Origin of the sequence: Pseudomonas sp. IT-196MI5, from assembly GCF_949767415.1 — a bacterium.
Lineage (GTDB): Bacteria > Pseudomonadota > Gammaproteobacteria > Pseudomonadales > Pseudomonadaceae > Aquipseudomonas.
Genome location: NZ_CATKPZ010000044.1, coordinates 283,291 through 302,182, shown reverse-complemented (window position 1 = coordinate 302,182; position 18,892 = coordinate 283,291). Strand labels below are relative to the sequence as shown.

The following is an 18,892-nucleotide window of genomic DNA, read 5'->3' as shown; positions in this document are numbered from 1 at the left end:
AGTTTGATGAGGTTTTAAAATGGCTGAACGTCTGAATAATGACTTCCAGTTCATCGAGGTCGGGCGCAAGGATCCGAAGAAGAAACTGTTGCGTCAACGCAAGAAAGAGTTCGTGGAAATCTACGAACCCTTCAAACCCCAGCAGTCGGCCGACCAGGCCCACCGCTGCCTGGGGTGTGGTAACCCGTATTGCGAATGGAAGTGCCCGGTGCACAACTTCATTCCCAACTGGTTGAAACTGGTGGCCGAGGGCAACATCCTCCAGGCCGCCGAGCTGTCGCACCAGACCAACACCCTGCCGGAAGTCTGCGGCCGGGTGTGCCCGCAGGATCGTCTGTGCGAGGGTGCCTGCACCCTCAACGACGGCTTTGGCGCGGTGACCATCGGTTCGGTGGAGAAGTACATCACCGACACCGCATTCGCCATGGGGTGGCGCCCGGACATGTCCAAAGTCAAGCCGACCGGCAAGCGTGTTGCGATCATCGGTGCCGGGCCTGCAGGCCTGGGTTGTGCCGACGTGCTGGTGCGCGGCGGCGTGACCCCGGTGGTGTTCGACAAGAACCCGGAAATCGGCGGTCTGCTGACCTTCGGCATCCCCGAGTTCAAGCTGGAAAAGACCGTGCTGAGCAATCGTCGCGAAGTCTTCACCGGCATGGGCATCGAGTTCCGCCTCAACACCGAGGTGGGCACGGACGTGACCATGGAGCAACTGCTCGAAGAATACGATGCGGTCTTCATGGGCATGGGCACCTACACCTACATGAAGGGTGGCTTTGCCGGGGAAGACCTGCCAGGCGTGTACGACGCGCTCGACTTCCTGATCGCCAACGTCAACCGCAACCTGGGCTTTGAAAAGTCGCCGGAAGATTTCGTCGACATGAAAGGCAAGAAGGTCGTGGTCCTGGGCGGCGGCGACACGGCGATGGACTGCAACCGTACGTCGATCCGCCAGGGCGCCAAGTCGGTGACCTGTGCCTATCGTCGGGACGAAGCGAACATGCCGGGCTCGCGCAAAGAGGTGAAGAACGCCAAGGAAGAAGGCGTGAAATTCCTCTACAACCGCCAGCCGATCGCTATCGTCGGCGAAGACAAGGTCGAAGGCGTGAAGGTGGTCGAGACCCGTCTCGGCGAACCGGATGCCCGTGGCCGTCGCAGCCCTGAACCGATCCCGGGTTCCGAAGAGATCATCCCGGCCGACGCCGTGGTCATCGCCTTCGGTTTCCGCCCGAGCCCGGCGCCATGGTTCGAGCAGTTCAGCATCCAGACCGACAGCCAGGGCCGCGTAGTGGCGCCGGAACAAGGTCAGTACAAGCATCAGACCAGCAATCCGAAAATCTTTGCTGGTGGCGACATGGTGCGCGGTTCCGACCTGGTGGTGACGGCGATTTTCGAAGGCCGTAATGCCGCCGAAGGGATCCTGGATTACCTGGGCGTGTAACCCCGCCCCGGAACTAAATGTAATACCCCCTGTGGGAGCGAGCTTGCTCGCGATAGCGGTGGATCAGTCAGCAGAGATGTTGAATGTGAAGCCCTCATCGCGAGCAAGCTCGCTCCCACAGTCGTTTTGTGGTGAGTCAAATACTGCATTCCACCGCGACAAATTGACCCGATAGACAAAAGGCTGACCTGCAACCGTGCCTTTTGCTCCCGGCTCTGAGAAAATGCCCTCACTTTTTTTCCGGATGCCGACATGACTGCCCTGAAGAACGACCGTTTCCTGCGCGCCCTGCTCAAGCAACCCGTAGACGTCACCCCTGTGTGGATGATGCGTCAGGCCGGTCGCTACCTGCCTGAATACCGCGCCAGCCGTGGCAAAGCCGGCGACTTCATGAGCCTGTGCATGAACCCGGCGTTCGCTTGCGAAGTCACGATGCAACCGCTCGACCGTTATCCACAGCTGGATGCGGCGATCCTCTTTTCCGACATCCTGACCATCCCCGATGCCATGGGCCAGGGCCTGTATTTCGAAACCGGTGAAGGTCCGCGCTTCAAGAAAGTCATCAGCACCCTGGCCGACATCGAAGCCCTGCCGATTCCTGACCCACAGAAAGACCTGGGCTATGTGATGGACGCGGTCAGCACCATCCGCCGCGAACTGAACGGCCGTGTGCCGTTGATCGGCTTCTCCGGCAGCCCGTGGACCCTGGCGACCTACATGGTCGAAGGCGGCTCGTCGAAAGACTTCCGCAAGACCAAGGCCATGCTCTACGACAACCCGCAAGCCATGCACCTGCTGCTCGATAAACTCGCGCAGTCGGTCACCAGCTACCTCAACGGCCAGATCATGGCCGGCGCGCAAGCGGTGCAGATCTTCGACACCTGGGGCGGCAACCTGTCGGCGGCGGCGTACCAGGAATTCTCCCTGGCCTACATGCGCAAAATCGTCAGCGGCCTGATTCGCGAGAACGAAGGCCGCAAGGTGCCGGTCATCCTGTTCACCAAGAACGGCGGCCTATGGCTGGAAAGCATTGCCGAGGCTGGCGCAGATGCGCTGGGCCTGGACTGGACCTGCGATATTGGTAGCGCCCGCGCCCGTGTCGGCGACAAGGTTGCCTTGCAAGGCAACATGGACCCGACCGTGCTCTACGCTAAACCGGAAGCCATCCGCGCAGAAGTCGGGCGTATTCTGGCCAGCTACGGCAAAGGCAGCGGCCACGTGTTCAACCTCGGTCATGGCATCACGCCGGAAGTCGACCCGGAGCACGCCGGCGCATTCCTGCGCGCGGTACATGAGCTGTCGGCGCAGTATCACGAATAACGATTTCCCGCTTCCACAAAGCCTGTCCCGCCTCGTGCCGGACAGGTTTTTTTGTGCCGTCTAAAAGCTCAGTCGAGAATGCTCCCTAGTTGTAAGAATGTTTTCTTTCTTTGTCGGTTCGAGGAATGGAGAGACTGTTCCTGCCTCGTATGGTGATTACTCCTACATAGAACTTTCTTCCATCCCCGTAAGGTTCCAGGCCCTTGTCCGGCGTATCGCCGAACAATCACGAAGCGAACAGGGGTGCCCACAAGGCGCCCCTGTTTTCGATAAGCAGTCTGGAATACATCATGAAAATTACCTTTGATAAAAGAAGTGCTCTAACAGCCTGCACTTCATCGATGATCCTGTTATCGGCAATGCTGGCCTCTCAAACCGTTTCCGCCCATGGCTACCTGGAAGTACCGCCTTCGCGTGCATTGGCGTGTCAGACAGGCTTGAACACCAACTGCGGTGGTGCGCAGTACGAGCCACAGAGTGTTGGTGAAACCTTCAAGGGCTTTCCGGCCGGCGTTGGCGGTGCACCGTCGCAGGGCCCGGTCGATGGCAAGATTGCCAGTGGCGGTCACGCGCTGTTCTCCGCCATGGACGCACAATCCGCCACCCGCTGGCACCTGACGGAAATCAAGGATCGCAACATTGATTTCCAATGGCGTTACACCGCGGCTCACCCGGCTACCAAGCACGAGTACTTCATCACCCGCAACGGCTGGAATCCGAACGAACCGCTGAAGCGAGCCACTTTCGAAAGTACCTCGTTCTGCACCGTCGACGGCGGTAATAAGTTGCCGTCCGACAGCGACAAACACAATTGCACTATCCCTGCGGACAAATCCGGTCACCACGTCATCCTGGGTATCTGGACCGTCGGTGATACCGATGCAGCGTTTTACAACGCGGCAGACGTGAACATCCTGGCCGAACCTGAGCTGCCGGGCGGCTGGTCTTCGGTGGGCAGCATTGCGCCATCGACTGCGTTGCTGGTGGGCGACAAGGTCAAGGCCCGCGCATTCACCGCCAATGGCGAGAGCCCGGACTACAGCGTGGAAATCAGCATCGATAGCGCTGAAGACGGCACGCCGCAAAACTGGTCGTTCAAGCTGGCCGAAAAAATCAACCAGACCCACACCCTCGTTCGCGCCGGTATCCGCGACGACAGTGGCAACGTCGAGCCGGTCAAAGGCACCAACAGCCTCTACGCACAAAAAGAAAGCGGGGTAGTCCGTTACGAAGTGCAGCTGGACATGAAGGAAGACACTGCTGCGCGCATGTCGTTGTCCTCGCAACATGCCGAATACGTTCTGGATAAAGGCCGGGCGAACGTCGGCTTCAGCATGCTGGCGAACCGCCCGATGAACGTCGAAGCCACCTTGTTCGACCAGAACAACAAACCGGTAGGCACCACCTCGGCACAAGTGACCAGTGGCTCCACCACGCTGTCCATGGATGTGCGCAGCAACCCGGGTGCACACACCCTGACCCTGGTCGGCACCACCCTGGATGGCCGCACGACCCGTCAGGACACCCAGACCATCCAACTGACCGGTGAAGGCGCGGGCGTCGAATACGATTTCGTCTTCCCTGAAGGCTTCAGCGGCTATACCGCCGGTACCAAGGTGCTGCAACCGAAGACCAACGAAGTCTTTGAGTGCAAGCCATTCCCCGAGTCGGGTTTCTGCAAGCAGTACAGCCCGACTGCCAACGGTTTTGAACCGGGTGTCGGTGCTCACTGGCACATGGCGTGGGACAAGTTGTAAGTCCTCGCAACTGGCTTCAGGCGACTCCAAAAAGGTCGCCTGAAGCCAGGCGCCTCTGTTGAGTATCGAGTTGAAAATGAAGGTTTCGAAATTCTCCAGACAACGCTTTCGGGCATGCCTGAGCAGCGTTTGTTGGCTCGCGTTGCCAGTGGGTTACGCGGTGTTTCTGGCGTGGCAGGAAAGGGAATTTCGCGAGCATCTGATTTCGCGGTCATCTGACATTGCAACCTTGGCAATGGTGCCCGTACGTGGACCGCTCGAACGTCAGCCCTTCGAAACGGCATCGATTGCCATCGTGTTCGGCCTGACGACAGAGGCCACACCGCAGGCTAGCGCCGAACCGCTGACTTTGCAGGCGAGCTTTGTCAGCAACCGACTATCCAAGGCACTGCTGGCCAATGCACAAGGCTCCCGTCTCTATCAGGTGGGTGAGCGCTTGCCTGGCGGCAGCGTCCTGCGTCGTATCGAGACCCACCAGGTTGCGCTGTGGAACAAGGGGCGAGAAGAGCTGCTGACGTTTGCACCCTCAGGCGCCCGTTTTCTGAAGGGACTCGAATCATCCGTCGATTCTCAACCGGTTACCACGACCACGCATTTTCTACGCCCGCTCACCGGGCAACCAGAGTGATGAATTTCATGAGCAGCTACTTCGGCGCGCATTGGTTGCGCTCCATGCTTGTGCTCGCCATTTTGGCGGGTGCAGCCTTCCCGGGCACGCTTCGAGGCGCCGAAGAAAAATGGCAGCTGGCAATGAACAACGCAGAGCTGCGCGATATCGTCGAAGAGATCTCCAACATTCTGGGGACCACCGTGGTGCTGGACCCCAAAGTCTCCGGTCGAGTCACGGTCATGTCCCGGCAGGCCCTCGATCGTGAAGGGGTGCGTCGGTTGTTCTATTCGGTGCTCAACGCCCACAATTTTACGGTGATCGATGAAGGCGACCGGATCCTCATCACCCCGGTTGCCGAGGCCAGGACCCGAGCTGGCCAGGGCACGGTTAAAACCACCACGGCGTCGCAGTTCGTGACCGAAGTCATCGGCTTGAACACCAGCAGTGCCTCCGATATTGCCGGGCTGGTGCGGCCGTTGGTGTCTGCCAATGGTTATGTCGGCCCTTCGGTGTCGGCCAACGCCTTGGTGTTGACCGATACAGCCGCCAATGTGAAACGTATCGCCAGGGTGATCCGCGAACTGGACTCCGGTCAGAACAACCTGCACGCGGTGGTTCAGCTCAAGCATGCCCAGGCGGGCGATGTCGCACCGGTGATCGAGGCCTCCATGGGCAAGCGCAATGCCGAATCAGCCATACAGGTACTGGCTGACACCAGGACCAATCGCCTGATTTTCATTGGCCCGCCGGTCGTTCGCCAGCGCTTGATCGAATTGGCCCGAAGTCTCGATACACCGGCCACCACGACGCTCGACAATGCCCGGGTGATTCGCCTGCGGCACAGCGATGCCAAGCAGTTGGCCGAGATTCTGGAGACGATGGGGCAGGGCAGAAAACAGGCGTCCACCGTCGGCAGCGCCAAGGACACGTCTGGCGGTGCAAGCTTCATGATCAAGGCCGACGAAAGCCAGAACGCATTGGTGCTGATTGCTGAACCGGCGCAGGTGCGGACCATCGAAAGCATCGTGCGTCAGCTGGACCAGCCACGGGCCCAGGTGTTGATCCATGCCGCTATCGTCGAAATCTCCGGCGACATCGCCGAGGCCGTCGGCGTGCAGTGGAACCTCAACACGGGCGACGCCAAGGGCTTCATCAACTTTCCCGGCACCGACATTCCGATCGTCGGCGGGCTGAAGTTCGACGAGAAAAGATCGGCGCCGGAAGGAGCGATCCTGCAATTGGGCGGTGACCGTTTCGGCGCGCTGATTTCGGCCCTGGCCAGCAACACCCACAGCAACCTGCTGTCCACACCGAGCCTGTTGACCCTGGACAATCAGGAAGCCGAAATCATCGTTGGCCAGAACGTGCCGTTCAAGACCGGCTCCTACGCCACCAACAGCAACGGTGCGGAGAATCCGTTCACCACCGTCGAGCGCAAGGACGTCGGCATCAGCCTGAAAATCAAGCCTTACATCAACGAAGGCTCGACGTTGCGCCTGGAGGTCGAGCAGGAAGTGTCGGACATCGCGCCGTCAGTGTCGGGCATCGACTCCTCGGACCTGATCACCAACAAGCGAGCGCTCAAAAGCACCATTCTTGCCGACGATGGCGAAATCATCGTGATCGGCGGCCTGATCAGGGACAGCGTGCGCACCCAGAAAAGCGGCGTGCCGCTGCTGCGAGACATTCCCTACCTCGGCGCGTTGTTCCGCTGGAGCCGCGACACCCAGACCAAAAGCAATCTCATGGTGTTCTTGCGCCCGACCATTGTGCGCAGCAAGGAGGACCTGTCTCAGGTCAGCCAGCAGCGATACAACGCGCTGCGTGACTTGAGCAAATCAGGGGCGGGGGAAAACAACTCGTTGTTGCTGCCATCCGAAGCGCGCGGGTTGTTCGAGCCGGCCAGCGATGCGCCAGTGTTCGATTTGCGCGGCAAGGCGCAGTAATTCATGAGCGAACTCTGCGAACAATTACCCTTCAGCTTCGCCCGGCGTTTTGGCGTGTTGCTGGAGCATGACGGCGACGACCTGCGCCTTGTCCTGCGCAACGACGCGCCGCTCACCGCCCTGGCTGAAGCGCGCCGGGTGTGCGGGCCGACGCTGCCGTTTGTCATCGTCGACGTCGAAGAATACGCCTCACGCCTGGCGGCAGCCTATCGCGAGGGGCAAAGCGCAGTGGAGCAGGTAGCCCAAGGGCTGGACGAAGAACTGGACTTGCTCAGCCTGGTCGATCAGGTCCCGCAAACCGCCGACCTGCTGGAGCAACAGGGCGATGCGCCGATCATTCGCCTGATCAACGCGCTGCTCGGTGAAGCGGTGCGTGAGCACGCCTCGGACGTGCATCTGGAAACCTTCGAGCAGTACCTGTCGGTGCGCATGCGGGTGGATGGCCAACTGCGTGAAATGCTCAGGCCCAAGCGCGAACTGGCGACGCTGCTGGTGTCGCGGATCAAGGTCATGGCGCGCCTGGACATCGCGGAAAAACGCGTGCCCCAGGATGGGCGAATGGCCTTGCGCCTGGCCGGGCATGAAGTCGATGTGAGGGTCTCGACGCTGCCTTCGGCTCACGGTGAACGGGTGGTTTTGCGCCTGCTCGACAAGCAGGCCGGGCGCCTGGACCTGCATCGGCTGGGCATGCCGGACGATACCCTCGGGGCCCTGCGCCAGTTGTTGGGCAAACCCCACGGCATCCTGTTGGTGACCGGGCCGACCGGCTCCGGCAAGACCACCAGCCTGTACGCCGCGCTGAGCAGTCTGAATGACCAGACCCGCAACATCCTGACGGTCGAAGACCCGATCGAATACCACCTGCCGGGTGTCGGCCAGATGCCGGTCAATCCAAAAGTCGACATGACCTTTGCCCGGGGCCTGCGGGCGATTTTGCGCCAGGACCCGGACGTGGTGATGGTCGGCGAAATCCGCGACCGCGAAACCGCCGAAATCGCTGTCCAGGCATCCTTGACCGGGCATCTGGTGCTCTCGACCCTGCACACCAACAGCGCGGCCGGCGCGGTCACGCGGCTGGTAGACATGGGTGTCGATGCCTATCTGCTGGCGTCCTCGCTGGTGGGCATTCTGGCCCAGCGACTGCTGCGCACCTTGTGCCCCCATTGCAAGGTTTCGTACATCGCCGCCGCGGCAGCCTGCCAGCGACTGGGGCTCGACATGAGCACGCCGCACACCCTGTTCAAAGCCTCGGGCTGTGAACAGTGCCAGCACGGCTATCGCGGGCGCATCGGCATTTACGAACTGATCAGCGTGACACCCGCCGTCTCGGCGCTGATCCATCAGGGTGCCAGTGAGCAAATCCTCGTCGACGAAACGCGCAAGGTCTCGCGCAGCCTGTTCCAGGACGGGCGCCAGCGGGTTCTGGAAGGATTGACCAGCCTCGATGAGTTGCTGCGTGTGACGCAGGAGAACTGACCGGTGCCGACCTTCGACTACCGCGCCCACGACGCCCAGGGACGCTCCTGCAAGGGGCGACTGGAGGCCGATGGACCTCGTCATGCGCGGCAGCTGTTGCGTGAGCGTGGTTTGTGGCCGCGAGCATTGAACGAAGTGAACGTCAGCAACGGCTCGGGCAAACAACCCCGTGGTGGGCGTTTGAGTGCGGCTGATCTGGCACTGCTGACCTTGCAACTGTCAACGCTGGTTCAGGCCGGACTGCCCCTTGAGGAAGCGCTCGATGCGGTGGCGAAGCAGAGCTCAAAGCGCAAGGTCGCGGGCCTGCTCTCGGCGGTCAGGAGCCGGGTGATGGAAGGCCACGCCCTGGCCTCGGCGCTGGGACAATTTCCCCGGGCCTTCCCCGAGTTGTTCCGCGCCACCGTTGCCGCTGGAGAACGCTCGGGGCATCTGGGTCATGTGCTGGAGCAACTGGCAGCCTACACCCAGGCTCGCCAGGCCTCTCGGCAAAAAATCCAGATGGCCCTGGTTTACCCGTTGATCCTGATGTTGGCCAGCGCAGCAATCGTCGGTTTTCTGCTCGGCTATGTGGTGCCGGATGTGGTGAAGATCTTCGTCGACAGCGGCCAGCCGTTGCCCTGGCTGACCCAGGCGCTGATCGGCGTGAGCAACGGCCTGCGCAACCATTTCCTGTTGTTGATGAGCGTGCTGGCGATGCTGTTCGGCCTGTGGCGCTGGAGCTGGCATCAGCCGCAGTGGCGCCTGCGCTGGCATCGTTGGGTGCTGAATGCGCCAGTCATCGGCGAAGTGCTGCGTGCCATGGAAGCCGCGCGGTTTGCCAGCACCCTGGCGATCCTCGGCAAAAGTGCCGTGCCGTTGGTGGACGCGCTGGAAATTGCCGCCGCGGTCATCGGCAACCTGACCATTCGCGCGCGGATGGTCGATGTCGCCCGTTCCGTTCGCGAAGGCGGAACGCTGACCCGTGGCCTGGAATTGAGTGGCGACATCCCGCCGATGATGCTGCACATGATCGCCAGCGGCGAACGTGCCGGCGAGCTCGACCGCATGCTGGCCCGGGCCGCCGAACAACAGGAAAGCAGCCTCGCCGCGCGCATTGCACTGGTGGTGAGCCTCTTCGAGCCGGCCATGCTGGTGTTGATGGGCGGCGTCGTGCTGCTGATCGTCATGGCCATCCTGCTGCCGATTCTCAGCCTCAACCAATTGGTGAATTGATCCATGCAAACTGTCCGCAGAAGCCTTTCCCGCGCGCAACGCGGTTTTACCCTGATCGAAATCATGGTGGTGGTAGTCATCATCGGCGTGCTGGGGGCCATTGTGGTGCCGCAGTTCATGAGCCGCCCCGATCAAGCCAAGGTCACCGCTGCCAGAATCGATATCCAGGCCATCGCCACTGCCCTGGAAATGTATCGTCTCGACAACGCCCATTACCCTTCGACCCAGCAAGGCCTGGAAGCATTGGTCAAACGACCCTCCGGACAGCCCGTGGCGCGTGGCTGGAACCCTCAGGGTTACCTCAAGAGCATGCCGGTCGACCCGTGGAACACGCCTTATCAGTACCTCAATCCGGGTGTGCGATCGGTAGACGGCACTTACGACCTGTATTCCCTGGGTGCCGATGGCGTAGCGGGCGGCGAAGGGTTTGCAGCCGAAATCGGCAATTGGGGCCATTGATCCGTGGGCTACCGCTGTCGGGGGTTTACCTTGCTGGAACTGATGATCGTGATGGTCCTGGTCGGCGTTCTGCTGGGCATGGTGAGCCTTGCCAGCGGGGGCAGTCCGGGGCGGGAGGTGAAGCAGGAAGCCGAGGCGATGATGCAGGTGGTCCATCAGTTGCGCCAGCGCGCCGTGTTCGAAGGTCAAGAGTACGGCCTGAGGCTGAGTACCGATGGCTACCGGGCGATGCGCCAGGAGGTGCGCGGGTGGGAGCCGGTGGCGGCGCTTTCTCGCTGGCCCCTGAGCGTGCGAGTACGTTTTCAGCAGGACGGCTATGCGGTAGAGCTGGACGCCGACGAAGGACCGCCGCAATTGCTGATACTCAGCAACGATGAAACCAGTGCCTTCACCCTGACATTCGAGTCCGGTAACAGGGCTTGGTTGAGCCTGTCCGGCGATGGCCTCGGCGAGGTGACGATCGATGGCTAGCCCGCGATCCCGATCCGCCATGGGCGGTTTCACGCTGCTGGAAATCATGGTGGCCCTGGCGGTCTTCGCGACATTGGCGGCAGCCGTGCTGTCGGCCAGTCAATATGCGGTGAAGCAGCGCGGTGCCGTTGAGAATCGCCTGTTCGCGGCGTGGCTGGCGGACAACCGGTTGAACGAATTGCGCCTGCAATCCGGCCTGGTAGCCGGCCAGCAACAACAGATCGTGTCTATGGATCAGCGCGACTGGGTGCTGCAACAGCACATCAGCGCCACCCGCGATCCGCGTTTGCTCCAGGTCGACATTCTGGTCAGCCCGGCGGACAGCGCTCACGGTTTGTATCGTGCCAGCGGCTGGATACTTGCGGTTCATGAATAAGCAGCGCGGGTTCACCTTGCTGGAACTGGTTATCGCCATGGCCATCTTCGCCGTGCTGGGGCTGGCCAGCTGGGGTTTGTTCGAAAGCGTGCTGCGAGTGCAACAGGGCGCGACGGCTCACGAACGAGAACTGAGGAGCCTGCAACGGGCCGTGGCGGCGATCGAGCGGGATCTGCTGCACGTCACCGCACAGCCGATGGTGCTCGCACCGGCGCTTTTGCAGTTCCAGCGCAGTCACTGGCGCAATCCTCTGGACCAACCGCGCAGTGAGCGTCAGGCGCTGACCTATCGAATCGATGACGGTGTGCTGTGGCGCGAAAGCCAGGGCGAAAGTACGGAGTTCGTGCAGCGTCAAAAACTGCTGGAAGGTGTGCGCGAGTTGCGCTGGCGGCTGTTCGACAGCCAGTCCGGCTGGGTCGCCCTTTGGCCGGCAGGGCAGGATGCAAAGGCGCCTTTGGCGCTGGAGGTGCAAGTCTCTGTCGGGCGCTTCGAATCGATCCGTCGGGTGTTGCCAATGCCGGGTGCATTGCCATGAACGGGCACCAACGCGGCATTGCGTTGATCAGTGTATTACTGGTCATGAGCCTGGCACTGCTGATCACCGGTGGCTTGTTGCGCAGCCATCACCTTTCGCTGCAAAGCAGTGGGCAACAGTTGCAGCAGATACAGCTACGGCAACTTGCATCGGGCGGGGAAACCTGGGCGTTGTTGCTGTTGCGCGACGCGTTGCAGGACGCGAAAAAACCCGTCGAGCGGATTCAAGGCTGGACGGCCATGGCACCGGGTTTCGACGTTGAAGATGCGCAGATCCGCATCGATATCGATGACCTCGCCGGGCGCTTCAATCTCAATGCATTGTTACGCCAGGGGCAGGTGGATCAGGTCACCCTCAACCGTTGGGCGCGCCTGCTTGAGTTGCTCGATCTTCCTCCTGTGCAACTGAGCCAGGTCGGGCCGCTGCGGGAACTCAGCCAGCTGCGCTTGCTGCCCGGCATTGACGCTCGCTTGCTGCAGCGGCTGGAGCCCTGGGTGGCGTTGCTGCCCACCGACGCCGCCTTGAACATCAACACCGCACCGGCGCTGCTGTTGAGAACGCTCGGCGAAGTGGACGCCGCGACCGCCGATGCGCTGGCGATTCAGGCCGCAAAAACGCCTTGGGCGAGTGTCCAGGCGTTTACCCAGGACCCATTGCTCTCCGGGCAGGGCTTGAGCAGTCACGGACTTGGCACCCATAGCCGCTGGTATCGGATCAGCGTGCAGGTGAGCCGCGACGGGCGCGAACTGCACCTGGCCACGGATATCGGGCACGACTCCAAGACCCGACAACTGACGGTACTGCAACGACGTTTTCTTCCCCTGAATAGCCACGAGAGGCAGCGATGAACACTTGGCTTTACCTGACCGCCGAGGGGCAGGACGCGCCATCGGGCCTCTGGCCCTGCGTCCTGTGGTCGCCAACCGGTCAACGCCTGTCGATGCCACTGAATCAGGCGGGCTCGGCATTGCAGGGGCAGGCGGTTGATATGCTGCTGCCCATGGAAATGTGCAGTTGGGTTCTCAGCGAGCCATGGCCATCGCGACGCAGGCCCGAAGCCCAGGCCATGGCCTTCGCTGTGGAAGATCAACTGAGTGAAGCGCTGGAGAGGGTGCATCTGAGCGTTGGCGCTCGTGATCGTGACGGCTGCTACCCGGTCATGGTCATTGGCCGCGAACGCTTGGCCGCGGTGCTCGACTTGCTGCGCGAGGCGGGTATCGAGGTGCGTGGGGTGTTCGTCGATGCTGATGTGTTGTCCGGCGATCAGCCGTGCGGTGCATGGTGGTTCGGTCGTTGGTTGTTGGGGGCAGGCTTGCCTGCGCGCCTGGCGTTGTCGCAAGACCACCTGGCGCTGCTCGCCCCGTTATTGCCCAACGACATGCAATGGTTGGACGAACGTGAGGCCCCCGCCATCATCGACCAATGCCTGACCCACCGTCCAACCCGGGCCATTAACCTGCTGCAAGGCGCATTCGCCCCGCGCGGCAAGCGTCTGCCCTGGCGTGCCGGCGGGTGGGCGCTGATGATACTGGCGCTGTTGACCTGGGGTGCCAGCGAAATGCGGATCGGCTTCCTCGACAGCGAAACCCGCCGCCTCGCCACCCAGAATGAACAGCGATTCAAGGCGCTTTACCCGGAGCAAAGCCGCATCGTCGATATGGCAGCGCAACTCAAGGCCCTGCAAAGCCAGCCTGTGGATTCGCAAAACACCCGCATTGCAGGGCTGGTCCAGTTGATTGACCAGGTGATCGGCGCCAGTCCGGTCGAGGTCCAGCGCATCGAGTTTCGAACAGGCGAAGGCTGGAAAATCCAGCTGACCGCCAGCGGCTTTGCCGAGCTGGAGCAGTTGCGTGAACGCGGACGACAACAAGGCATGCCCGTGCGGCTCGATAGCGCGAATAAAACCGCTGACCGGGTGCACGCCACCCTCACCGTGGAGGACGAGGCATGAAGCAGGCATGGCGGCGCATTTCCGTGCGCGAACAACGGTTGTTGCAGGTATTGGGGGCTTTTTTGCTGGCAGTTGTGGCTTTCAGCCTGATCTGGGAACCGACCCGGCAGCGGCTGGAAACTGTCGAGCGACAGTATCAACAGCAGAAAGGGCTGGCTGCGCAACTGCAACGGGCTTTACCGCGCCGCCATGTCCCCGTCGATACCAATCAACCGCTATCGCTGCGCATCAGTGAAAGCGCCGCGGCGGCGGGGCTGGAAATCCGTCAGATGGAGAGTGATAGCGATCTGCTGCGCCTGACCGTTAATGGCAATGCGCAGCCCTTGATGCAGTGGCTCGATGGGATCGAGCGCAGCGGTGTCGCGTTGCAATCGCTGACGCTGGAAAAACGCGACGATGCCCTGGAGGCACGGGTGGTGCTCAGGTAGTTGTGTCGTAGTACATGAGGTGTTGACAAAAAATCCGGAGTAATCATTGCTTAATGAAACGAACGCCCGGTTTATACCGGACGTTATTTTTATTCGTTTTCAGCGTATCAGCGTCCCAAGAGCTGTTCTGCGTAGCGAGCAATGACGTGGTCGAAAGCTTCATGCTGGCCGTCTCGGGGGTGGCGGTATCGTTGAATAATTGCTTCGAGTTCTTCTATGGAAAAGCTAGCCAGAAACTCATTATCGAAGATGCCTTCCAGCTTTTCTTTACGCCGATTGTTCAAAAAACTGATATCGAGGGCGAGAATGTTAATCATGTTCTCAGCAGGTTTGTCGGTATCCGTTGCCTCTATGCGGCCGATCAACGTAAACCTGAATCGGCTTTCGCAGTCCTCGTCCAGAGGAGATACATTGGAGTTTTCGTCGAACTTATTGCCTTTGCTGTGCCCGCAATGTGCAGGTTTTGGATCTTCGGTTTCGCCTTGGCAGGAGGCGTGAAGGTTGGTGTACTCAAGATCTAAGTGAACAAAGTGATGTTGCGGCCGGAAATGCTCTATATGACTGGACTCACGAGTAATTTTGTTTCCGCAGTAACAACAAACATAGCCTTGCTCACGAAGCAAGCTATCGTGTAGAGCTTGTTTTTCAGGGTTACGTAGTATCGAGTAAGAGGGTGTCCAACCTTCATTCGCTAACGCTTTCCACTGGGTAAATAAAGCTGGCTCAGTTCCTTTGATCACTCGCTTCATCGGCCAATAGTCTCCTTGCGCTTAAGCAAGGCTTCGGCTCTTAGAAACTCAGGTAAATCGGGGGCTATTTTTTTGAGTGTATGGAGTAACGATTTGGTTTTTTCGAGATTGTTGTCCTCCAAAGTGGAGAACAATTCAGAGAGCAACGCTTCAATTTTGGGTTCACGCTGAGCAACATCCATGACCTCCTCAAGCACGCTGCTTGAGTCTAAACCATACGTGACGCGCGGGTGAGATGAATGTCCGTCATTCAGTACAATGACTTCTTCAGGCTTTAGGCTGCCGATGATTTGGGGAGAATGGCTGGCCGCCACGAACTGAATTTTAGGAAATGCATTCCTGAGCGTCGTCACTATGCTGCGCTGCCATGCTGGGTGAAGGTGAATGTCTAATTCATCTATGACGACGATTCCGCTAGTCAACTCTAGTACCTTGCTTCCAAATTGAGGATTCAAAAGGCACATGCGCCGTGCAATATCGGCAACAAGTGCGATCATTCCCCGCTGCCCGTCACTTAAATCACTAAAGAGGAATGACTTGCCTTCAATATTTACGACTAAGTTGCGTAGTTCTAGGTCGTACTCAATGCCCTGCGATTCTGGTAGTGCAACTTTTAGTGCGGAGTTTACCCATTGCAGTTCGTCGTCGAAATTTTTTCGAGGTCCGGAACGCGACATTCTCTGTAGTCTTTCTAAGGTTTTACCGATTATCCAGTTTTCAAATTCTTGAAGGTTTGCCGCTGCGTCAAGCCAGTTTAAGTATGCATCAAGTCGTGATGATTGTTGCTTGACGGCGGACTCAGCAGAGGTCTTGCTAGAAAGCCACCTGCGATCAGCTCGATACAATGCAATTAACGGAAGCTCGACGGTGCTTCCGTTATCTATAAGTTCCAATTGTTTAGAGATTGCTATGTTGATTTCAACGTCGAAACTTCCAGAAACACCGTTGCGATCTTTAGATATGCTCCAGGTTTTAAAGCCGAAGGCGGTGCCTGTTGCACTAACATTGAGTGGATAAGCTCTCTCAAATCGAAGGCGGTCATCGAATTTTTGAATGACAAACCGTACATCTTCATCTGGGATTTGCGAAGATTGCTTTCCCATGGAATTAAGGAAGTTTCTGAAGCATAGGGCTACTGCTTGCAGCAACGAAGTCTTACCACTCCCATTCACCCCTACTACCAGATTAAAACCCGGTTGAAAGTCGAAAGTGGCGTCCTCGTAGCAACGAAAATTCTGAATGTGGAGACGGTCCAGACGCATTCTGGCTTTCCTTTACCAAGACTGACGAATACCGTCAGTGTACCTCGGTCCACGGTTCTCGCTAGGGTGCCGTTATGGCTAAACCTGTGCAGTACCCGGCAACAGCGGCAACTTCGCCAGTTTCAACGCCGTCAGCAGCGCCACCACCAGCAATGCGCCGATGAACAAGCCTATGCCGTTCCATCCGCCCAAATGCCAGAACACACCGCCCGACGTACCGGCGATGCTTCCCCCAGCGTAGTAGGCGAACAGATAGAGCGACGACGCCTGCCCCTTGGCCTTGGTGGCGCGGCGGCCGATCCAGCTGCTGGCTACCGAATGGGCACCGAAGAAGCCGAAGGTGAACACCAGCATGCCGATGATCACCAGCGGCAAGGGCGTGAACATCGTCAGGGCCAGGCCGCCGATCATCAGCGCGATGGTGCTCCAGAGCATTTTGCGGCGACCGAGTTTGTCGGCCAGCGAGCCGATTTTCGCTGAGCTGTAGATGCCCGACAGGTACACCACCGACAGCAACCCGACGAAGGCCTGTTCCATATGGTAAGGCGCCGCCAGCAGGCGATAGCCGATGTAGTTGAACAGCGTGACGAACGCGCCCATCAACACAAAGGCTTCAAGAAACAACAGCGGCAGGCCGGCGTCGCGAAAGTGCATGGTGAAACCGTCGAGCAAGCTGCGCGGGTGCAGCGAGCGGGCGCGGAAGTTGCGCGATTCCGGGAGGATTTTCCAGAACACCGCCGCGGCAATCAGCGCCAGGCCACCGATCACCAGCATCGCCGTGTGCCAGCTGACGAAGTCGATCAATACCCCGGTGATCAAGCGTCCGCTCATCCCGCCAATCGCGTTGCCAGCGATGTACAAGCCCATGGCGAGGCCGATGTGCTGTGGGTGGATCTCTTCGCTCAAGTACGTCATCGCAACCGCCGCCAGACCGCTCAACGACAATCCAATCAGCGCACGCATCAGCAGCACACCGTGCCAGCTCGGCATCATCGCACTGGCCATGGTGCACAGCGCCGCGGCGAACAGTGCGGCCACCATCACCGGTTTACGCCCGATACGATCGGAAATCGGGCCAGTGATCAGCAGGCCGATGGCAAGCATGCCGGTGGCGATCGACAGGATCAGGCTGCTCTGTGCCGCGTTGATGGAATACTCGTGGGACAGCAGCGGCATCATCGGCTGCACGCAGTAGAGCAGGGCGAAAGTCGCGAAGCCGCCGCAGAACAACGCCAGCACCGTGCGCATGAACGCCGGCGTGCCTTTTTCGATGTAGATCTCTGCCCGCTCAGCGGCGATAGCGTCCGCTGCTGCGGGAGGAACTTCATGGGCGAGTGGGGCGACAGCAGTTTTCACGTTGGACCTCGGAGGACGCAGCCGGTCAGGCAATGAAAAAAGCATATAGCTGGCTAATGATTCAATCCAATATATTGTTCGACCTGTTTGATAGCTTTAACGACCTAATGGGGTTTTCCATGGAATTGCGTCACCTGCGCTACTTCATCGCCGTCGCCGAAGAACTGCACTTCGGCCGCGCCGCACAGGTGCTGGGCATCTCCCAGCCGCCGCTGAGCCAGCAAATTCAGGCGCTGGAACAGGAAGTCGGCGCACGGCTGTTCGAACGTACCAATCGTCGGGTCGAGCTGAGCGAGGCCGGTCGGCTGTTTCTGGGAGAGGCGCGGCTGGTGCTGGCGCAGGTCGACAAAGCGGCGGATGTCGCGCGACGAGCGCAATTGGGCGAGTTGGGTGAGCTGAAAATCGGCTTCACCTCGTCGGCCCCCTTCAACTCGACCATTCCCCAGGCGATTTTCTCTTTCCGCCAGCGCTTCCCGGCAGTGCACCTGAACCTGCGGGAAATGAGCAGCACCCAAGTGGCCGATGCGCTGGTGGACGAATCGATCGAGGTCGGCATCATGCGCCCGCTCGGGCTGCCTGACTGCCTCAGTGTGGTCGAGCTGATGCGCGAGCCGCTGGTCGCGGTTCTCAGCTCCAAGCATCCGTTGGTAGAGGGCAGCGAGGAGGGCTTGTTCCTGTCAGCCCTGGCGCTTGAGCCCTTTGTGTTTTTTCCACGCAGCTACGGCAGTGGCCTGTATGCGCAGCTGCTCAGCCTGGCCCGGGACTCCGGCTTCAGCCCACACTTCGCCCAGGAGGCCGGCGAGGCGATGACCATCATCGGGTTGGTGGCGGCGGGGCTCGGTGTGTCGGTGCTGCCGGCGTCTTATCAGCGGATGCGTATCGACGGTGTGGTCTATCGACCGTTGCTGGATCCGGAGGCGGTGTCGGCGGTGTGGCTGGTGCAGCGAAAGGATCAGAAGTCGGCGATGGCCAAAGCGTTTGTGGCGTTGTTGACCCGTAAGGTTGAGCCATTGAAGCCGTGACGGCTGCGCCGTCAATCGCGAGCAGGCTCGCTCCTACAGTGGATTGGTGGCGTGGCAAGCATTGTGTTCACACCGCTGAACCCTGTAGGAGCGAGCCTGCTCGCGATGGACTAAAGAACGCCACGCTCATCCAGGAAACACGCGCCATCGTTAGCGACCGTCGTCGGAGCGCCGCCCGGAGCAAGCTCGCTCCTACAGATCAGAGTTTTCTCCGCTGCCCGTGGGACATTTCTGAACTATCCAGGACAGGCTACAGCGCCTTGCGGCGTTGCCTACAACTACTCCAGAATCCGCCGGCTTGTGCGCTTTGAGGGGCATCGCTAACTTGATTCGTGTCACTGATGGTCAGTGATCGGGTTTAGTAGCCCGAGGTTGTTCGAAGCGCATTTGCGCTCCTGATAGGCAGGTATTTTCTATACCTGCCCTTGATGGCCGCTATGCGCAGGGCGTCTTCGGGCGCGCCGGATTCGAATGACCCCGGTCTACTAACCTGCGCATAGCTGCCACCCTTCTGATTCGTAGCG

At 59.8% G+C, this 18,892-nt stretch carries 18 protein-coding genes; 15 read left to right on the top strand and 3 right to left on the bottom strand.

Annotation, left to right across the window (positions count from 1 at the left end; all coding sequences use genetic code 11):
• The first annotated feature begins 19 nt into the window (after positions 1 to 19).
• The 14 genes from ACM6IK_RS22325 to gspM all read left to right on the top strand — a co-directional run bounded on the left by ACM6IK_RS22325 (position 20) and on the right by gspM (position 13,979).
• A complete protein-coding gene (locus ACM6IK_RS22325) occupies positions 20 to 1,438 on the top strand; it encodes an FAD-dependent oxidoreductase (protein ID WP_414876034.1) in 1,419 nt (472 codons plus the stop codon).
• Between the two features lie 252 nt (positions 1,439 to 1,690).
• Positions 1,691 to 2,758 (top strand): uroporphyrinogen decarboxylase, encoded by a 1,068-nt coding sequence (gene hemE / locus ACM6IK_RS22320; RefSeq protein WP_414876033.1) that lies wholly within the window; start codon positions 1,691 to 1,693, stop codon positions 2,756 to 2,758.
• Between the two features lie 290 nt (positions 2,759 to 3,048).
• The gene (gbpA, locus tag ACM6IK_RS22315) at positions 3,049 to 4,515 is read left to right on the top strand and encodes an N-acetylglucosamine-binding protein GbpA (protein ID WP_414876032.1); all 1,467 of its coding nucleotides are present in this window, start codon (positions 3,049 to 3,051) and stop codon (positions 4,513 to 4,515) included.
• Between the two features lie 58 nt (positions 4,516 to 4,573).
• Positions 4,574 to 5,143, top strand: coding sequence for a type II secretion system protein N (locus ACM6IK_RS22310; protein ID WP_414876031.1), 570 nt, complete (start codon positions 4,574 to 4,576; stop codon positions 5,141 to 5,143).
• A gap of 8 nt (positions 5,144 to 5,151) precedes the next feature.
• A complete protein-coding gene (gspD, locus tag ACM6IK_RS22305; protein WP_414876030.1) occupies positions 5,152 to 7,071 on the top strand; it encodes a type II secretion system secretin GspD in 1,920 nt (639 codons plus the stop codon).
• A 3-nt stretch (positions 7,072 to 7,074) separates the two neighbouring features.
• On the top strand, positions 7,075 to 8,547 hold the full coding sequence (gene gspE, locus ACM6IK_RS22300) for a type II secretion system ATPase GspE (protein WP_414876029.1): 1,473 nt from the start codon (positions 7,075 to 7,077) through the stop codon (positions 8,545 to 8,547).
• A gap of 3 nt (positions 8,548 to 8,550) precedes the next feature.
• On the top strand, positions 8,551 to 9,759 hold the full coding sequence (gene gspF / locus ACM6IK_RS22295; protein ID WP_414876028.1) for a type II secretion system inner membrane protein GspF: 1,209 nt from the start codon (positions 8,551 to 8,553) through the stop codon (positions 9,757 to 9,759).
• Between the two features lie 3 nt (positions 9,760 to 9,762).
• On the top strand, positions 9,763 to 10,218 hold the full coding sequence (gspG, locus tag ACM6IK_RS22290; RefSeq protein ID WP_414876027.1) for a type II secretion system major pseudopilin GspG: 456 nt from the start codon (positions 9,763 to 9,765) through the stop codon (positions 10,216 to 10,218).
• 3 nt (positions 10,219 to 10,221) lie between these two features.
• Positions 10,222 to 10,689: a type II secretion system minor pseudopilin GspH gene (gene gspH, locus ACM6IK_RS22285; protein WP_414876026.1), complete on the top strand. Its 468-nt coding sequence runs from the start codon at positions 10,222 to 10,224 to the stop codon at positions 10,687 to 10,689.
• Positions 10,682 to 11,065: a type II secretion system minor pseudopilin GspI gene (gene gspI, locus ACM6IK_RS22280; RefSeq protein ID WP_414876025.1), complete on the top strand. Its 384-nt coding sequence runs from the start codon at positions 10,682 to 10,684 to the stop codon at positions 11,063 to 11,065. Before gspH ends, gspI begins: the two co-directional genes overlap by 8 nt.
• A complete protein-coding gene (locus ACM6IK_RS22275; protein WP_414876024.1) occupies positions 11,058 to 11,600 on the top strand; it encodes a type II secretion system protein GspJ in 543 nt (180 codons plus the stop codon). Before gspI ends, ACM6IK_RS22275 begins: the two co-directional genes overlap by 8 nt.
• Positions 11,597 to 12,448 (top strand): type II secretion system protein GspK, encoded by an 852-nt coding sequence (locus ACM6IK_RS22270; protein ID WP_414876023.1) that lies wholly within the window; start codon positions 11,597 to 11,599, stop codon positions 12,446 to 12,448. Before ACM6IK_RS22275 ends, ACM6IK_RS22270 begins: the two co-directional genes overlap by 4 nt.
• A complete protein-coding gene (gspL, locus tag ACM6IK_RS22265; protein ID WP_414876022.1) occupies positions 12,445 to 13,551 on the top strand; it encodes a type II secretion system protein GspL in 1,107 nt (368 codons plus the stop codon). Before ACM6IK_RS22270 ends, gspL begins: the two co-directional genes overlap by 4 nt.
• Positions 13,548 to 13,979, top strand: coding sequence for a type II secretion system protein GspM (gspM, locus tag ACM6IK_RS22260; protein WP_414876021.1), 432 nt, complete (start codon positions 13,548 to 13,550; stop codon positions 13,977 to 13,979). The genes gspL and gspM overlap by 4 nt, the downstream gene beginning before the upstream one ends.
• Before the next feature lie 107 nt (positions 13,980 to 14,086).
• On the opposite strand, the gene ACM6IK_RS22255 is transcribed toward gspM, so the two are convergent.
• The 3 genes from ACM6IK_RS22255 to ACM6IK_RS22245 form a co-directional block, all read right to left on the bottom strand.
• Positions 14,087 to 14,728 (bottom strand): retron system putative HNH endonuclease, encoded by a 642-nt coding sequence (locus ACM6IK_RS22255; RefSeq protein ID WP_414876020.1) that lies wholly within the window; start codon positions 14,726 to 14,728, stop codon positions 14,087 to 14,089.
• Positions 14,725 to 15,990: an AAA family ATPase gene (locus tag ACM6IK_RS22250; RefSeq protein WP_414876019.1), complete on the bottom strand. Its 1,266-nt coding sequence runs from the start codon at positions 15,988 to 15,990 to the stop codon at positions 14,725 to 14,727. The genes ACM6IK_RS22255 and ACM6IK_RS22250 overlap by 4 nt, the downstream gene beginning before the upstream one ends.
• 78 nt (positions 15,991 to 16,068) lie before the next feature.
• Positions 16,069 to 17,346 (bottom strand): MFS transporter, encoded by a 1,278-nt coding sequence (locus ACM6IK_RS22245; protein WP_414876018.1) that lies wholly within the window; start codon positions 17,344 to 17,346, stop codon positions 16,069 to 16,071.
• Between the two features lie 119 nt (positions 17,347 to 17,465).
• On the opposite strand from ACM6IK_RS22245, the gene ACM6IK_RS22240 reads away from it, so the two are divergent.
• The gene (locus ACM6IK_RS22240; RefSeq protein WP_414876017.1) at positions 17,466 to 18,368 is read left to right on the top strand and encodes a LysR substrate-binding domain-containing protein; all 903 of its coding nucleotides are present in this window, start codon (positions 17,466 to 17,468) and stop codon (positions 18,366 to 18,368) included.
• Positions 18,369 to 18,892: the final 524 nt, after the last annotated feature.

Coding starts and splice junctions, on each gene's coding strand:
- gspI (WP_414876025.1), top strand. CDS start 10,682: ATGGCTAGCCCGCGATCCCGATCCGCCATGGGCGGTTTCACGCTGCTG.
- gbpA (WP_414876032.1), top strand. CDS start 3,049: ATGAAAATTACCTTTGATAAAAGAAGTGCTCTAACAGCCTGCACTTCA.
- ACM6IK_RS22240 (WP_414876017.1), top strand. CDS start 17,466: ATGGAATTGCGTCACCTGCGCTACTTCATCGCCGTCGCCGAAGAACTG.
- hemE (WP_414876033.1), top strand. CDS start 1,691: ATGACTGCCCTGAAGAACGACCGTTTCCTGCGCGCCCTGCTCAAGCAA.
- ACM6IK_RS22270 (WP_414876023.1), top strand. CDS start 11,597: ATGAACGGGCACCAACGCGGCATTGCGTTGATCAGTGTATTACTGGTC.
- gspM (WP_414876021.1), top strand. CDS start 13,548: ATGAAGCAGGCATGGCGGCGCATTTCCGTGCGCGAACAACGGTTGTTG.
- gspL (WP_414876022.1), top strand. CDS start 12,445: ATGAACACTTGGCTTTACCTGACCGCCGAGGGGCAGGACGCGCCATCG.
- ACM6IK_RS22255 (WP_414876020.1), bottom strand. CDS start 14,728: ATGAAGCGAGTGATCAAAGGAACTGAGCCAGCTTTATTTACCCAGTGG.
- ACM6IK_RS22325 (WP_414876034.1), top strand. CDS start 20: ATGGCTGAACGTCTGAATAATGACTTCCAGTTCATCGAGGTCGGGCGC.
- ACM6IK_RS22250 (WP_414876019.1), bottom strand. CDS start 15,990: ATGCGTCTGGACCGTCTCCACATTCAGAATTTTCGTTGCTACGAGGAC.
- gspD (WP_414876030.1), top strand. CDS start 5,152: ATGAGCAGCTACTTCGGCGCGCATTGGTTGCGCTCCATGCTTGTGCTC.
- gspG (WP_414876027.1), top strand. CDS start 9,763: ATGCAAACTGTCCGCAGAAGCCTTTCCCGCGCGCAACGCGGTTTTACC.
- ACM6IK_RS22275 (WP_414876024.1), top strand. CDS start 11,058: ATGAATAAGCAGCGCGGGTTCACCTTGCTGGAACTGGTTATCGCCATG.
- gspE (WP_414876029.1), top strand. CDS start 7,075: ATGAGCGAACTCTGCGAACAATTACCCTTCAGCTTCGCCCGGCGTTTT.